This is a genomic window from Mycobacterium sp. 663a-19 (assembly GCF_035616495.1).
Lineage (GTDB): Bacteria > Actinomycetota > Actinomycetes > Mycobacteriales > Mycobacteriaceae > Mycobacterium.
The window spans coordinates 120,941-135,581 of the sequence record NZ_JAPJAV010000012.1; the positions used below are offsets into that span (position 1 = coordinate 120,941).

Sequence of the window (14,641 nt, forward strand, 5' to 3'; positions counted from 1 at the left end):
GGGGCGCGAAATCTGCTGCTCAACGGCTTGGGGCGGTGATCTTCGTTACACCTCGGCGGCCTCGGTGCGCCGATCCAGCCGCCGATCCAGCCGCCTGTCCAGCCGCCTGTCCAGCAGCGCCAGGCCGCCCAGCAGCACGCCCGCGGCGAGCCAGGCCACCACCGCGATGGAGCCCGCCGGGATGATCGCCAGCGCGGCGTTGCGGTGCTGCACCCGGACCAGGTTGGGGTCCCTCTTGTTGTATTCGACGTAAATCCGCATGCCGGTGGACAATTCCGACGGATACAGCACGCCCAGCTCGGGCCGGTAGGTGACGCGCTCGGGTGTGACGAATTCGATGGTGGACCGCCGCGGCCCGGCGCTGAGCACCTCCGCCTGCGCCACGCCCATATTGTGTTGGATGGCAAGGTCGTTGCGCCAGGCGCCGGCGACCAGCAGCACCGACTGCAGCGTGATCAGACCCGTCAGGATCAGCACCGCGATGCGCACCCACCGCAACACGATCCTCGTTCGGGTCCTCGGCGGTTGGTCGCTGCGGCCGTGAATGAGGATGTGCACCAACGTTTTCGGCGATATCACAGGGTGCTCATAGGGCGGCCTTGATGGCGGCGTGCAGCTGTCGCAGCGAAGACCGGTCCGCCTTGACTTCCAACACCCGCATGCCGGCTCCGGGTTCGTCGAGGGCGGCGCCCAGCTCCTCGACCTCGATCTGCCGGCTCTCCACGTGGTAGGCGCGACACAGCGCGCCGACGTCGACGTCGTGCGGGGTGCCGAAGATGCGCGACGACACGTCGGAGAACCGCGGGTCGCCCTGCTCGAGCAGTTCGAAGATGCCGCCGCCGTTGTCGTTGGACACCACGATGGTCAGCTGCCGCGGCGTCGGCTCGGTGGGACCGATCAACAGCCCGGAGCTGTCGTGGACGAACGTCAGGTCACCGATCAGCGCGACGGTGCGCCCCTCATGTGCCAGGGCCGCGCCGATCGCGGTGGACACCGTGCCGTCGATGCCGGCGACCCCGCGGTTGGACCGGACCTCGAGGCCGTGGGTGTTCAGGCCGACCAGCGCCGCGTCGCGGACCGGGTTCGACGCCCCGAGCACCAGCTGGTCGCCCGGCCGCAGCACGTCCGCGACGGCGGCGGCGACGTGCAGGCCGGTCGTCAGGGGGTGCGCCGCGAGCTGGCCCCGGACGGCGGTGACCGCGTGCCGGTTCATCTCCGCGCAGCGGTGCAGCCACGCCGGATCCGGTGTCCCGGTGGTGACCGCCCGGGTGCCGGTGGCCTGCGAGTTACCCGAGACGTCGGGCCAGCGCGGGCCGGTGGTGAGGGCGTACACCGGCACCTGCGGGTCGGCCAGCAGCGCCGACACCGGGCGGTGCAGTGTGGGCCGGCCGAGCATGATCACCTGCTTGGGTCGCAGCAGCGGCAGGGCCAGCGGATGCAGCGGGTTGGCCGGGGCCGGGGCCGTCGGCTCGGCGACGGTGGGCAGTTCGGCCAGGTTGGGTTGCTCGCCGGCGGCGTGCCCGGCGATGACGACGGTGTCGGCGGTCAGGTCGATGTCCAGCGGCTGGTCGAAGCTGACCGGCGGCGTGTACGTCCACGGCCGGCCCCCGGGCCGGCCCGGCGGCGTCGCCGCTTGCGGCTCGGGATCCGGCACCAGGGGTTCGCGCAGCGGGATGTCGAAGTGCACCGGGCCGGCGTTGGCGGTGCGAGAACCCGTGGCGGCCACCAACACTCGGCAGGTGGCCGAGCGCCAGGTGGCGTTGAACTCGGGCATGCGCTCGGGCGCGTCCTCGGCCAGGCCCAGGTTGATCGTGGCGCGCACCTGGGTGCCGAAGTAGCCCAGCTGCTCCATGGTCTGGTTGGCCCCGGTGCCCAGCAATTCGTAGGGCCGGTTGGCCGACAGCACGATCAGCGGCACCCGCGCGTAGTTGGCCTCCACCACCGCCGGGCCCAGGTTGGCCACCGCGGTGCCCGACGTCATCGCGACGCACACCGGCGCGCCGGCGGCGATCGCCAGCCCGATGGCCAGGTATCCCGCGGTGCGCTCGTCGATGCGCACGTGCAGCCGGAGCCGGCCGGAGCGATCGGCGTCCTGCAACGCGAACGCCAGCGGGGCATTGCGCGACCCGGGGCACAGCACCACGTCGCGGACGCCGCCGCGGATCAGCTCGTCGACCACGACGCGGGCCTGTGTCGTCGAGGGGTTCACCCCTACAGGGTGTCACAGGGTTGTCGGCGGGGCCTCAGGCCTTGTTGTCGGCGAAGAACTTCAGCATCGCGTCGTTGACGGCCTCCGGCCGCTCGAAGAACCCGAGGTGACCGGTGTCGGGTATCTCCACGTAGCGGCCGTTGGGCATCGCGTCGGCGACTTCCCGGCTCAGGTGCGGCGGGGTCACCAGGTCGTCGCCGAAGCCGATGACCAGCACCGGCGCGGTGATGCTCCGGTAGGCGGGCAGGCGGTTGGTCTGCGGCGACACGTTCAGCTGGGCGCGCGTCCCCGGGGTCTGCTTGGTCGGCCAGGTGCTGAACATGGCGATCCAGTCCTCGACGGCGGTGTCGTCGTTGATGGTCTTGCGCGAAAAGCTGTCCAGCAGGCGCAGTTTCGCCTCGTAGGCGGCCGGCAGCTGGATGCCGGACTTGTAGAACTCGGCCTCGGCCTGCTGAAAGAACTCCCGGGCGCGGTCCAGGCGGCCGCGGGTGGCCATCAGCACCGCGGCGCTGACCAGCTCGGGCCGGGCCACCATCAGTTCCTGGGCGATGTACGAGCCCATCGACACCCCGACTATGCGGGCGGGGGCGGCGTCGAGCTTTTCGATCAGGGCCGCGGTGTCGGCGACCATGGTCTCGGTGGTGAATCCCTCGGCGTTCTCGGTGGCGCCGATCCCGCGATTGTCGAAGGTGATGCAGCGGTATCCCGCCGCCAGGAACGCCGGTACCTGATGCGGTAGCCAGGTGCGCCCGGCGCCGCCGTGGCCTGCGATGAAGACGACGGGTTCACCCGTACCGCGGTCGTCGAAAGCCAGGTTGGTCACTCGGACGACGTTACAAGCAACCGGTGGCAGGCCTTGACCCGGTCGATCCACCACTGCCGCCGCTGCGGTGGCGCTTCGAGGGCCCGCAGCCGGGCGGGATCCGGGGTCACCGGCGCGACGGCCAGGCTCCCGTCGACGGGTACCGCGGCCTCGGCGACGTCCTCGGCGAACAGCCCGCCGGTGCCCAGCCCGCAGGCGTGGCGCAGCTGCGGCAGCGCCGCGGCGGCCGCCATCCCGGCGCCGATGCCGACCGCCGAATCCAGCGCGCTGGAGACCACCACCGGGATGTCGATCCGCGCGGCGATGTCGAGCAGCGCCGAAATCCCGCCCAGCGGAGCGACTTTCAGCACCGCGATGTCGGCGGCGCGGGCGCGGACCACGGCCAGCGGGTCGTCGGCCTTGCGGATGCTTTCGTCCGCGGCGATCGGCACGTCGATGCGCCGGCGCAGCTCGGCGAGCTCGCCGACGGTGGCGCAGGGTTGCTCGAGGTACTCCAGCGGACCGTCGGCGGTCAGCGCGGCCGCCGCCGCGACGGCCTCCTCGACGCTCCAGCCCCCGTTGGCGTCCACCCGCACGGTTTCCACCAGCTCCCGCACCGCGTTGACCCGCGCGACGTCGTCGGCCAGCGTCTGCCCCGGTTCGGCGACCTTCACCTTGGCGGTGGCCGCGCCGGGAAACCGGCCGAGCACCTCTGGCACCGTGGCGGCCGCGACCGCGGGCACGGTGGCGTTGATCGGGATCCGGTCGCGCCGCGGCGGCGGCGGTGGGCGGTAGGCGGACTCGATGCCCGACGCCAGCCACGCGGCGGCCTCGGCGGCCCCGTATTCGACGAACGCCCCGAACTCGCCCCAGCCCGCGGGGCCCTCGATCAGCGCGACCTCGCGGGTGGTGATGCCGCGGAAACGCACCCGCATCGGCAGCGCCACCACGTGCAGGCGGTCCAGCAGGTCTTGCAGCGGCGGAGTCACCGTTCGTAGACCTGGCGGCCCGCCAGAAACGTCGCGCGTACGTCCAGGTCGGCGATCCGCTCGGGCGGCACGGCGCGGGGGTCGGCCGACAGCACCACCATGTCCGCGTACTTGCCGACCTGTAGCGATCCGGTGACGTCGTCGGCGAACAGCTGCCAGGCGGCGTCGATGGTCTGCGCGCGGATGGCCTGTTCGACGGTCAGCCGCTCCTCGGGCGCCAGCACCCGGCCGCTCGGCGCCGTGCGGGTCGCGGCCACGCTGATGTTGCGCAGCGGCTCCTCGGGCGTGACCGGCGGGTCGTTGTGCAACGATATGCGCATGCCGGTGGCCACCGCGGATCCCGCTGGCATCCAACGGGATCCGCGCTCCGGCCCGAACAGGCCGTCGACGATGACGTCGCCCCAGTAGTGGATCTGATCGACGAAGATGCTGCAGGTGACCCCGAGCGCGGCGGCCCTTTCGAGTTGATCGGGCCGGATCGCACCGACGTGTTCGAGGCGCAGCCGGTGGTCGTCGCGCGGATGGCGGCGCAGCGCCTCCTCGTACACGTCGAGGATGGTGTCGACGCCGTCGTCGCCGTGTACGTGGCAGGCCATCTGCCAGCCCAACGGGAAGTAGGCGCCGACGATTTCGGTCAGCTGGTCGGCGGTGTAGTTGGCGCATCCGCAGGAGCCGGGCGTCACGCCGATGGTGCGGGTCGCGTCGGTGTCCAGGTAGGGGAAGGACAGCGCAATGTTGCCGATCCACGGCGAGCCGTCCACCCAGATCTTGATGCCGACCTGGCGCAGCATGTCGTCGCCCTGGTTGGGGACGGCGGTGGTGGACATCTGCGGGTTGGAGATCTCGTAGGTGCGCAGCCGCACGGTGAGCTCGTCGTGCAGCTGCTCGACCAGCGGCCGGAATGCGGGGTCGAACGCCATCTCGGAGCAGGTGGTCAGCCCGGCGCGGTTGAGCCGGGCGCATTCGGCGCGCAGCATCGCCGGGTAGTCGCCGGCCCGGATGGCGCCGCCCAGCAGCGGGAACACCGCGCCGATCTCCTCGGCGGTGCCGTCGAGTTCGCCGTCGGCGTCCCGGCCGTATTTGGCGCCCTTGGGGTCGGGGGTGTCGCGGTTCAGGCCGTTGAGGCGGGCGGCCTGCGAGTTGAAGAAGGCCTTGTGCCCGGAGTTGTGGATGATCACCAGCGGCCCGTCGGGCGCGATCTCGTCGAGCCAGGCCGGCGTCGGCTGCGGCAGCCCGGGCTGCAGCAGCGGATCCCACCCGTTGAGGTAGGCGCCGTCGGCGCCCCGCGCGGCCGCCTCGCGGCGGACCGCCGCCACGACGTCGTCCGCGTCGCGAATGGTGACCGGGCGGATATCGACGATGCGGTCCGACAGCGCGACGGCCTCCATCAACGGATGGCCGTGCGCCTCAACGAATCCCGGCATGACGCAGCCATTACGGACGTCGATGGTCTGGGTGCCCGGGCCGATTAGCGCCTCGACGTCGGACCTGGCGCCGACGGCGGTGATCCGGCCGTCGGCGACGGCGACCGCCTCGACCGTGGGCCGCTTTTCGTCGACGGTGAGCACGGTTCCGGTGATGACGAGATCTGCTCCGGCCATGAGCACGGATGCTAGTGGTCGGAGGGTCCGGCCGACCCGAATTGCAACACGTTCTAGTCTGGCGTGCATGAGTCGCGCCGGCGGCGATGCAGAGCAAAGCGATGAGGAGGAGCGGCGCCATGGGTGACGAGCTGCTGCGCAACCCGACCCACAACGGCCACCTGCTGGTGGGCGCGCTCAAGCGCCACAAGAACAAGCCGGTGCTGTTCCTCGGCGACACCACGCTGACCGGCGGTCAGCTGGCCGAGCGGATCAGCCAGTACGTCCAGGCGTTCGACGCGCTGGGCGCCGGCACCGGCGTGACGGTGGGGCTGCTTTCGCTCAACCGACCCGAGGTGCTGATGATCCTCGGCGCCAGCCAGACCCAGGGGTATCGGCGCACGGCCCTGCATCCGCTGGGCTCGCTGGACGACCACGCCTACGTGCTCTCCGACGCCGGCGCCAGCGCGCTGATCATCGACCCCAATCCGATGTTCGTCGAGCGCGCGCTGGGGCTGCTGGAGCGGGTGGACTCGCTGAAGCAGATCCTCACCATCGGCCCGGTGCCGGAGGCGTTGAGCGGCGTGGCGGTGGACCTGTCCGCCGAGGCGGCCAAGTACCCGCCGCGGCCGCTGGTGGTAGCGGATCTGCGGCCCGACCACATCGGCGGACTGACCTACACCGGCGGCACCACCGGCAAGCCCAAGGGCGTGATCGGCACCACCGGCAACATCGCCACGATGACGACGATCCAGCTCGCCGAGTGGGAGTGGCCGGAGGCCCCGCGCTTCCTGATGTGCACGCCGCTGTCGCACGCGGGCGCGGCGTTTTTCACGCCCACCGTGGTCAAGGGCGGCTCGATGTATGTGCTGGGCAAGTTCGACCCGGCCGAGGTGTTGAAAGTCATTGAGGAGCAACGCATTACGGCGACGATGCTGGTGCCGTCGATGCTGTACGCGCTGATGGACCACCCCGACTCGCACACCCGGGACCTGTCGTCGCTGGAGACCGTGTACTACGGCGCCTCGGCCATCAACCCGGTGCGGCTGGCCGAGGCGATCCGGCGGTTCGGCCCGATCTTCGCCCAGTACTACGGGCAATCCGAGGCGCCGATGGTGATCACCTACCTGGCCAAGGGCGATCACGACGAGAAGCGACTCACGTCCTGCGGGCGCCCAACGCTTTTCGCGCGGGTCGCGCTGCTGGGCGAGGACGGTAAGCCGGTGCCGCAGGGTGAGCCGGGCGAAATCTGCGTCAGCGGACCGCTTTTGGCCGGCGGCTACTGGAATCTGCCCGACGAGACGGCCAAGACGTTCAAGGACGGCTGGCTGCACACCGGCGACATGGCCCGCGAGGACGAGGACGGGTTCTACTACATCGTCGACCGCGTCAAGGACATGATCGTCACCGGCGGCTTCAACGTGTTTCCGCGCGAGGTCGAGGACGTGGTCGCCGAGCACCCGGCCGTCGCGCAGGTCTGTGTCGTGGGCGCGCCGGACGACAAGTGGGGCGAGGCGGTCACCGCCGTCGTCGTGCTGCGCGCCGACGCGCCCCGCGACGACGCCGCGATCGAGGCCATGACCGCCGAGATCCAGGCCGCGGTCAAGGACCGCAAGGGTTCGGTGCAGTCGCCCAAGCGGGTGGTGATCGTCGAGTCGCTGCCGTTGACCGGGCTGGGCAAGCCGGACAAGAAGGCCGTGCGGGCGCAGTTCTGGGAGGGCGCCGCCCGCTCGGTCGGCTAGGTCGCCCGGCTAGGGTTGCAGTCATGCCTGAGCGAATCCGGCCGCCGTGGTGGCTGAAGCCGGCGAACAAGGTCTTCGTCCGGATGTCGCGGCTGGGCATGAGCTTCGGCGGGGAGAGCCCCGTCGTGTTGACGGTGAAAGGCCGCAAGTCGGGGCGTGAACGCTCGACGCCGGTGACGCCGATGACCGTCGACGGAGAACAGTACGTCGTCGCCGGATTCCCCGGCGCGGACTGGGTCGAAAATGTGCGCGCGGCACGACAGGCGACGATCGCGCGCGGCCGCCGCGTCCAGCGGGTGCGGATGGTGGAGCTGCCCCCCGACGACGCCCGGCCGATTCTGCGTGCGTTCCCGACCGAGGTGCCCACCGGCGTCGGCTTCATGAAGCGAGCCGGCCTGGTCACCGAGGGGCGTCCCGACGAGTTCGAGGCCCTGGCCGGCCGCTGCGCGGTGTTCCGCCTGGAGCCGGTGTAATCCGATGACCGACAACCCTTTTCACGCCGAGGACTGGAAGCCCGTCTCGGACATCGAGGCTGGGTTCGCCGACCTGACCGACATCACCTACCACCGCCACGTCTCCGACGCGACGGTGCGGGTGGCCTTCGACCGGCCCGAGGTGCGCAACGCGTTTCGGCCGCACACCGTCGACGAGCTGTACCGGGTGCTCGACCACGCCCGGATGTCCCCCGACGTGGGCGTGGTGCTGCTGACCGGCAACGGGCCGTCGCCCAAGGACGGCGGCTGGGCGTTCTGCTCCGGCGGCGATCAGCGCATCCGCGGCCGCTCGGGCTATCAGTACGCCTCCGGCGAGACCGCCGACACCGTCGACGCCGCCCGCGCCGGCCGGCTGCACATCCTCGAGGTGCAGCGGCTGATCCGGTTCATGCCGAAGGTGGTCATCTGCCTGGTCAACGGGTGGGCGGCCGGCGGCGGCCACAGCCTGCACGTGGTCTGCGACCTCACCCTGGCCAGCCGCGAGCACGCCCGCTTCAAGCAGACCGACGCCGACGTCGGCAGCTTCGACGGCGGCTACGGCAGCGCGTACCTGGCCCGTCAGGTGGGCCAGAAGTTCGCCCGCGAGATCTTCTTCCTGGGCCGCACCTACACCGCCGAGCAGATGCACCAGATGGGCGCGGTCAACGCGGTGGTCGAGCACGCCGAGCTGGAGCGGGCCGGGGTGCAGTGGGCGGCCGAGATCAACGCCAAATCGCCGCAGGCGCAACGCATGTTGAAGTTCGCGTTCAACCTGCTCGACGACGGGCTGGTGGGTCAGCAACTGTTCGCCGGCGAGGCCACCCGGCTGGCCTACATGACCGACGAGGCCGTCGAGGGCCGGGACGCGTTCCTGGAAAAGCGCGCCCCGGACTGGACGCCGTTCCCGCGCTACTTCTAGGGCGGTCGGGCGGCCCGCCCCGTCGTCGGCGAGATCGACGCCAGCGCGAGAAAGTTCGAGTGGGCCGCACGGTGGCGTCGATCTCGGCGAAGGGCGGCCCGCCTAGACTCCCGCGTGTGAGCAGAAGCCCCCTCCGCCGCATCACCGACGAGCTGGTGCTGACGACCATGCGGCCGCCGATCTCGCCGCAGATACTCCGGCCCGCGATCAAGCCGGTCGACATGAACGGCAAGCGCGTCCTGCTCACCGGGGCGTCGTCGGGCATCGGCGAGGCCGGGGCCGAGCTGTTCGCCCGGCACGGCGCGACCGTGGTCGCCGTGGCCCGCCGTAAGGAACTGCTCGACGCGGTGGCAAACCGGATCACGGCGGCGGGCGGCACGGCGCTGGCCATGCCCTGCGACCTGTCGGACATGGACGCCATCGACGCGCTGGTGTCCGACGTCGAAAACCGCATCGGCGGGGTCGACATCCTGATCAACAACGCGGCCCGGTCGATCCGGCGCGGGCTGGCCGAATCGCTGGAACGCTGGCACGACGTCGAGCGGACCATGCAACTCAACTACTACGGCCCGCTGCGGCTGATCCGCGGGCTGGCGCCCGGCATGCTCGAGCGGCGCAACGGCCACATCATCAACGTCTCGACCTGGGGCGTGATGTCGGAGGCGTCGCCGATGTTCTCGGTGTACAACGCGTCGAAGGCCGCGCTGGGGTCGATCAGCCGGGTGGTGGAGACCGAGTGGGGCCGCAGGGGTGTGCACTCGACGACGCTCTACTACCCGCTGGTCGCGACTCCTATGATCAAGCCCACGAAGGCGTACGAGGGGATGCCCGCGCTGAGCCCGGAAGAGGCCGCCGAATGGATGCTCACCGCCGCCCGCACCCGGCCCGTGCGGATCGCGCCGCGGATCGCCGTCGCCCTCAACGCGCTGAACACCGTCGGCCCCCGCTGGGTCAACGCGCTGATGCAGCGACGCGCCGAGCACCTCGACGAACCCCGATAACCCATCGCCGCCCGGCGCCCTAGGGGCGTGATAGACACGAGGTCATGGACATCCTGGCCAGCCGGATGCTGCTCCGGCCGGCGGACTATCAGCAGTCGTTGACCTTCTACCGCGACAAGATCGGCCTGGCGATAGCCCGCGACTACGGCGCCGGCACGGTTTTCTTCGCCGGCCAATCCCTGCTGGAGCTGGCCGGTTACGGCAGCCCCGACCACTCCCGGGGTCCCTTCCCCGGCGCGCTGTGGCTGCAGGTCCGCGACGTCGCGGCCACCCAGGCCGAGCTGGAGGGCCGCGGGGTGGCGATCGCCCGCGAGGCGCGCCCCGAGCCGTGGGGCCTGCGCGAAATGCACGTGACCGATCCGGACGGGATCACGCTGATATTCGTCGAGGTCCCGGACGATCACCCGCTGCGCCGGGACACGCGCGGCGAGCGTGGGGAACGCGAGGTTAACTAAGCGCTAACATTCAACGACGAGTCGAGGTACACCTGCGTTTCCGCCTTCTCAGCGTTCGACAATTGAATCCCCCGACTACCAGAATCAGGCGCTGTGAACATTGATTTGTTCCTCCTCATAATCGTCGTAATCACGGCACTCGCTTTCGATTTCACCAACGGCTTCCACGACACCGGCAACGCGATGGCGACCTCCATCGCCAGCGGCGCGCTGGCGCCCAAGGCCGCCGTCGCGCTGTCCGCGGTGCTCAACCTGGTCGGCGCGTTCATGTCCACCGCGGTCGCGGCGACCATCGCTAAGGGCCTGATCGACGCCCACATCGTGACGCTGGAGCTGGTGTTCGCCGGCCTGGTCGGCGGCATCGTCTGGAACCTGCTGACCTGGCTGCTGGGCATCCCGTCCAGCTCCTCGCACGCGCTGATCGGCGGCATCGTCGGGGCCACCATCGCCGCGGTCGGCGGGCACGGCGTGATCTGGAAGGGCGTGGTGTCCAAGGCGATCATCCCGGCCGTCGTGTCGGCGTTCCTGGCGATCGCGGTCGGGGCGATAGCCACCTGGCTGGTCTACCGGATCACCCGGGGGATTCCGAGCGGTCGCACCGAGGCCGGCTTCCGCTACGGCCAGTGGGGCTCGGCCTCGCTGGTCTCGCTGGCGCACGGCACCAACGACGCGCAGAAGACCATGGGCATCATCTTCCTGGCGCTGATGTCCTACGGGTCGATCAGCAAGACCGCCGCGGCGCCGCCGCTGTGGGTCATCGTCGGGTGCGCGGTGGCCATGGCGTCGGGCACCTATTTGGGCGGCTGGCGGATCATCCGCACCCTGGGCAAGGGCCTGGTCGAGATCAAGTCGCCGCAGGGCATGGCCGCCGAATCCTCTTCCGCCGCAGTCATTTTGCTGTCCGCGCACTTCGGCTACGCGCTGTCGACGACGCAGGTGTGCACCGGATCGGTGCTGGGCAGCGGCCTGGGCAAGCCCGGCGGCGAGGTGCGCTGGGGGGTGGCCGGCCGGATGGCGGTCGCGTGGCTGGTGACGCTTCCGCTGGCCGGGTCGGTCGGCGCGGTCACCTACTGGATCGTGCACCTGATCGGGGGCTTCCCCGGTGCGATCATCGGGTTCGGGCTGCTGGTCGCGGTCTCGGCCGCCATCTACGCGCGCTCGCGCAAGGTCAAGGTCGACCACAACAACGTCAACGCCGAGTGGGAGGGCAGCCTCACCGCCGGTCTCGAGGGTTCGGGCGATCACACGCCGCCGTCGGACACCGGGCCCGGCGAGCCGGAGTCGAACCGCGACGCGGTGGCCGCGGGGAACGCCTCATGAGCCATGTCGGCGACTGGTTCAACTACCAGGCCTCGCTGAAGATCCTGCTGTTCGCGATGCTGGCCGGGGCCGCGCTGCCGGGGCTGTTCGCGCTCGGCCTGCGGTTCCACGCCGTCGGCGCCGGGCGGGTCGGCCCCCACGGCGCTGCACCACACCGCAATCCGCTGCTGCTGGCGCTCGCGTGGGCGATCTACGCGGTGGTGATTGGGGTGATCGCCCTGGCCCTGCTGTACATCTCGCGCGATTTCATCGCGCATCAGACGGGTCAGGCCTTTCTGGGGGCCAAGCCTAAGTAGCATTGAATCGTTGTCCACAGCACTGCCTATCCCATCGCGCGGAGAGATAGCGAAGTGAACCGATTCCTCAGTTCGGTTGTCTCGTGGTTGCGCGCGGGATATCCCGAAGGCGTTCCGGCTACCGACACGTTCGCGGTGCTCGCGCTGCTGTCCCGGCGGCTCACCAACGACGAAGTCAAGGCCGTCGCCTCCGAGCTGATGGCGCGCGGCGAGTTCGACAAGATCGACATCGGGGTGGCGATCAGCAAGCTCACCGACGAACTGCCGTCGGCCGACGACATCGAGCGAGTGCGCACCCGCCTGGCCGCCAAAGGCTGGCCGCTCGACGGCGAGCACGACGACGGAGCCCCGGCATAGCCGTCCTGCGTGCGCTGCGCGTCACCCCGGGCTCCGCCGCCGCGTCGCTGTTGCCCGCCCTGGCCCGCGTGCTGGAGGGCCGCGATCCCGCCCTGGTCGTGATCCCGGCGGGTCGCGAATCCGAGCTGCGAGCCCTGCGCGTCGGCGAGGCCATCGACGACGACATCGCCCTGGTCGCGACGACGTCGGGAACCACCGGCGCGCCCAAGGGCGCCCTGCTGACCGCGTCCGCCCTGGCCGCTAGCGCGTCGGCGACCCACGACCGGCTCGGTGGCCCGGGAAGCTGGCTGCTGGCGTTGCCGCCGTATCACATCGCCGGGGTGCAGGTGCTGGTGCGCAGCGTGCTCGCCGGTTCCGCGCCCGTCGAGCTCGACGTGTCCGCCGGCTTCGACGCGACCCAATTGCCCAGTGCCGTAAGCCGATTGGGCTCCGGCCGGCGGTACACGTCGCTGGTGGCGGCGCAGCTGGCCAAGGCGCTGACCGATCCGGCGGCGACGAACGCGCTGGCCGGCCTGGACGCCGTGCTGATCGGCGGCGGACCGGCGCCGCGACCCGTGCTCGAGGCGGCCGCGGCGGCGGGCATCGCGGTGGTGCGCACCTACGGGATGAGCGAGACCGCCGGCGGCTGCGTCTACGACGGCATCCCGCTGAACGGGGTGCGGGTGCGGCTGGACGACGGGCGCATCGCGATCGGCGGGGCGACGCTGGCCCGGGGCTACCGCAACCCGATCGACCCCGATCCGTTCGCCGAGCCGGGCTGGTTCCGCACCGACGACCTCGGGGCGATCGACGACGCGGGCGTGCTGACGGTGCTGGGCCGCGCCGACGACGCGATCAGCACCGGCGGGCTGACCGTGCTGCCGCAGCCGGTGGAAGCCGCGGTGTGCGGCCATCCCGCCGTCGGCGACTGCGCGGTCTTCGGGCTGCCCGACGGAACGCTGGGCCAGCGGGTGGTCGCGGCGGTCGTGGTGCGCGACGGTTGCGAGCCCCCGACGCTGGATGACCTGCGCGCCCACGTGTCGCGCACGCTGGACGCCACCGCGGCGCCGCGCGAGCTGCACATCGTCGACGCGCTGCCGCGACGCGGCATCGGCAAGGTGGACCGGGCGGCGCTGGTGCGGCGGTTCCTAGGCTGCTCCTCGTGAGAGTCGCTCGCCGGGAGTGGTTTGCCGTCGCGTTCGGTGTCGCCCTGCTGACGGCGGCGTTCGTGTTGCCCCGGCTGAACTGGGGCGTCAAACCCCGGCAAAGCACCGGGCTGGAGCATTTCGCCATGCGGGCGGGGGCCGCACCGATCTTCGGCTACTGGGACGTCCACGTCGGCTGGGGAACCGGGCCGGCGATCCTCATCGCGGTCGCCGCCGTTGCGTGGGGACCGGCTGTGGCACAGCGCCTTTCGTGGCGGTGGCTGACGCTGGGCGCCTGGGCCACCGCGTGCGGGTGGGCGTTTGCGCTGGCGATGATCGACGGCTGGCGGCGCGGCTTCGCCGGACGGCTGACCACCCGCGACGAGTACCTGTCCGCGGTGGGGGGCATCACCGACATCGCGGCCACGCTGCGCACCTTCTCCAGCCGCATTCTCGACTTCCAGCCGGACTCGTGGGTCACCCACGTCTCGGGACATCCGCCGGGCGCGCTGCTGACGTTCGTGTGGCTGGACCGGATCGGCCTGCACGGCGGCGCCTGGGCCGGGCTGCTGAGCCTGCTGGCCGGCTCCAGCGCCGCCGCGGCGGTGCTGATCGGCGTCCGCGCGCTGGCCGACGAGCAGACCGCGCGCCGGGCCGCGCCATTCGTCGCGGTGGCGCCGGCGGCGATCTGGGTGGCGGTCTCCGCCGACGGGTACTTCGCCGGGGTGGCGGCCTGGGGCATCGCGCTGCTGGCCGTGGCGGTGCACCGCTCGGTCCGGTTCCCCGCGTTCGTCGCGGCCGCGGCGGGCCTGCTGCTGGGCTGGGGGGTGTTCGTCAGTTACGGCCTTGCGCTGATGGGCATTCCGGCTTTGGCGGTGTTGGTGTCGGCGTCGGATTGGCGGGCGGTGCTGCGGGCGCTCGGTCCGGCTTTCCTGGCCGCGCTGGCGGTGGCGGTGACCTTCGCCGTCGCCGGGTTCTACTGGTTCGAAGGCTATGATCTTGTGCAGCAACGGTATTGGCAGGGAATCGCGAAGGACCGGCCGTTCGCGTACTGGAGCTGGGCCAACCTGGCGTGCGTGGTGTGCGCGATCGGGCTGGGCAGCGTCGCCGGCCTCGCCCGGGTGTTCGACGCGGCCGCGGTGCGCCGTCGCTCCGGTTTTCACCTGCTGCTGCTGGCGATGCTGGCCGCCATCGCCGTCGCCGACCTGAGCATGCTGAGCAAGGCCGAGGTGGAGCGGATCTGGTTGCCGTTCACCGTGTGGCTGACCGCGGCGCCGGCGCTGCTGCCGGTGCGATCGCATCGAATGTGGCTGGCGCTCAACGTCGTCGGCGCCCTGGCCATCAACACCGTGATCTTCACGAACTGGTAGGTGG

General features: G+C 71.0%; 15 protein-coding genes. 10 read left to right on the top strand and 5 right to left on the bottom strand.

The annotated features are described in order from the left end of the window. Positions 1-45: 45 nt before the first annotated feature. The 5 genes from OQ968_RS20370 to OQ968_RS20390 are packed head-to-tail and all read right to left on the bottom strand — an operon-like array spanning position 46 to position 5,601. Positions 46-579: a DUF3592 domain-containing protein gene (locus tag OQ968_RS20370; RefSeq protein ID WP_324681074.1), complete on the bottom strand. Its 534-nt coding sequence runs from the start codon at positions 577-579 to the stop codon at positions 46-48. 7 nt (positions 580-586) lie between these two features. Further along, a complete protein-coding gene (gene menD / locus OQ968_RS20375) occupies positions 587-2,209 on the bottom strand; it encodes a 2-succinyl-5-enolpyruvyl-6-hydroxy-3-cyclohexene-1-carboxylic-acid synthase (protein WP_324681075.1) in 1,623 nt (540 codons plus the stop codon). A 34-nt stretch (positions 2,210-2,243) separates the two neighbouring features. Continuing rightward, positions 2,244-3,032 (bottom strand): alpha/beta hydrolase, encoded by a 789-nt coding sequence (locus OQ968_RS20380; protein ID WP_324681076.1) that lies wholly within the window; start codon positions 3,030-3,032, stop codon positions 2,244-2,246. Next, positions 3,029-4,000, bottom strand: a complete 972-nt coding sequence (locus OQ968_RS20385; protein ID WP_324681077.1) for an o-succinylbenzoate synthase — start codon at positions 3,998-4,000, stop codon at positions 3,029-3,031. Before OQ968_RS20385 ends, OQ968_RS20380 begins: the two co-directional genes overlap by 4 nt. Further along, a complete protein-coding gene (locus tag OQ968_RS20390) occupies positions 3,997-5,601 on the bottom strand; it encodes an amidohydrolase (RefSeq protein ID WP_324681078.1) in 1,605 nt (534 codons plus the stop codon). Before OQ968_RS20390 ends, OQ968_RS20385 begins: the two co-directional genes overlap by 4 nt. 86 nt (positions 5,602-5,687) lie before the next feature. Between OQ968_RS20390 and fadD8 the strand changes: the two genes are divergently transcribed. The 10 genes from fadD8 to OQ968_RS20440 all read left to right on the top strand — a co-directional run bounded on the left by fadD8 (position 5,688) and on the right by OQ968_RS20440 (position 14,637). Next, a complete protein-coding gene (gene fadD8, locus OQ968_RS20395) occupies positions 5,688-7,322 on the top strand; it encodes a fatty-acid--CoA ligase FadD8 (RefSeq protein WP_420715962.1) in 1,635 nt (544 codons plus the stop codon). A gap of 23 nt (positions 7,323-7,345) precedes the next feature. Next, complete coding sequence (locus OQ968_RS20400) at positions 7,346-7,795, top strand: nitroreductase family deazaflavin-dependent oxidoreductase (RefSeq protein ID WP_324681080.1); 450 nt, start codon at positions 7,346-7,348, stop codon at positions 7,793-7,795. Positions 7,796-7,799: 4 nt separating this feature from the next. Beyond that, complete coding sequence (locus OQ968_RS20405) at positions 7,800-8,714, top strand: 1,4-dihydroxy-2-naphthoyl-CoA synthase (RefSeq protein WP_324681081.1); 915 nt, start codon at positions 7,800-7,802, stop codon at positions 8,712-8,714. A 116-nt stretch (positions 8,715-8,830) separates the two neighbouring features. Further along, positions 8,831-9,715: an SDR family oxidoreductase gene (locus tag OQ968_RS20410; RefSeq protein ID WP_324681082.1), complete on the top strand. Its 885-nt coding sequence runs from the start codon at positions 8,831-8,833 to the stop codon at positions 9,713-9,715. Positions 9,716-9,759: 44 nt separating this feature from the next. Continuing rightward, positions 9,760-10,170, top strand: coding sequence for a VOC family protein (locus OQ968_RS20415; protein ID WP_324681083.1), 411 nt, complete (start codon positions 9,760-9,762; stop codon positions 10,168-10,170). Between the two features lie 93 nt (positions 10,171-10,263). Further along, positions 10,264-11,490 (top strand): inorganic phosphate transporter, encoded by a 1,227-nt coding sequence (locus OQ968_RS20420; RefSeq protein WP_324681084.1) that lies wholly within the window; start codon positions 10,264-10,266, stop codon positions 11,488-11,490. After that, complete coding sequence (locus tag OQ968_RS20425) at positions 11,487-11,786, top strand: hypothetical protein (RefSeq protein ID WP_324681085.1); 300 nt, start codon at positions 11,487-11,489, stop codon at positions 11,784-11,786. The genes OQ968_RS20420 and OQ968_RS20425 overlap by 4 nt, the downstream gene beginning before the upstream one ends. Positions 11,787-11,840: 54 nt before the next feature. After that, entirely contained in the window at positions 11,841-12,143 is a 303-nt protein-coding gene (locus tag OQ968_RS20430) for a DUF3349 domain-containing protein (RefSeq protein WP_324681086.1), read from the top strand. A gap of 68 nt (positions 12,144-12,211) precedes the next feature. Further along, positions 12,212-13,288 (top strand): o-succinylbenzoate--CoA ligase, encoded by a 1,077-nt coding sequence (menE, locus tag OQ968_RS20435; protein WP_324681145.1) that lies wholly within the window; start codon positions 12,212-12,214, stop codon positions 13,286-13,288. Further along, positions 13,285-14,637, top strand: coding sequence for a hypothetical protein (locus OQ968_RS20440; RefSeq protein ID WP_324681087.1), 1,353 nt, complete (start codon positions 13,285-13,287; stop codon positions 14,635-14,637). The genes menE and OQ968_RS20440 overlap by 4 nt, the downstream gene beginning before the upstream one ends. The last annotated feature ends 4 nt before the right edge of the window (positions 14,638-14,641 follow it).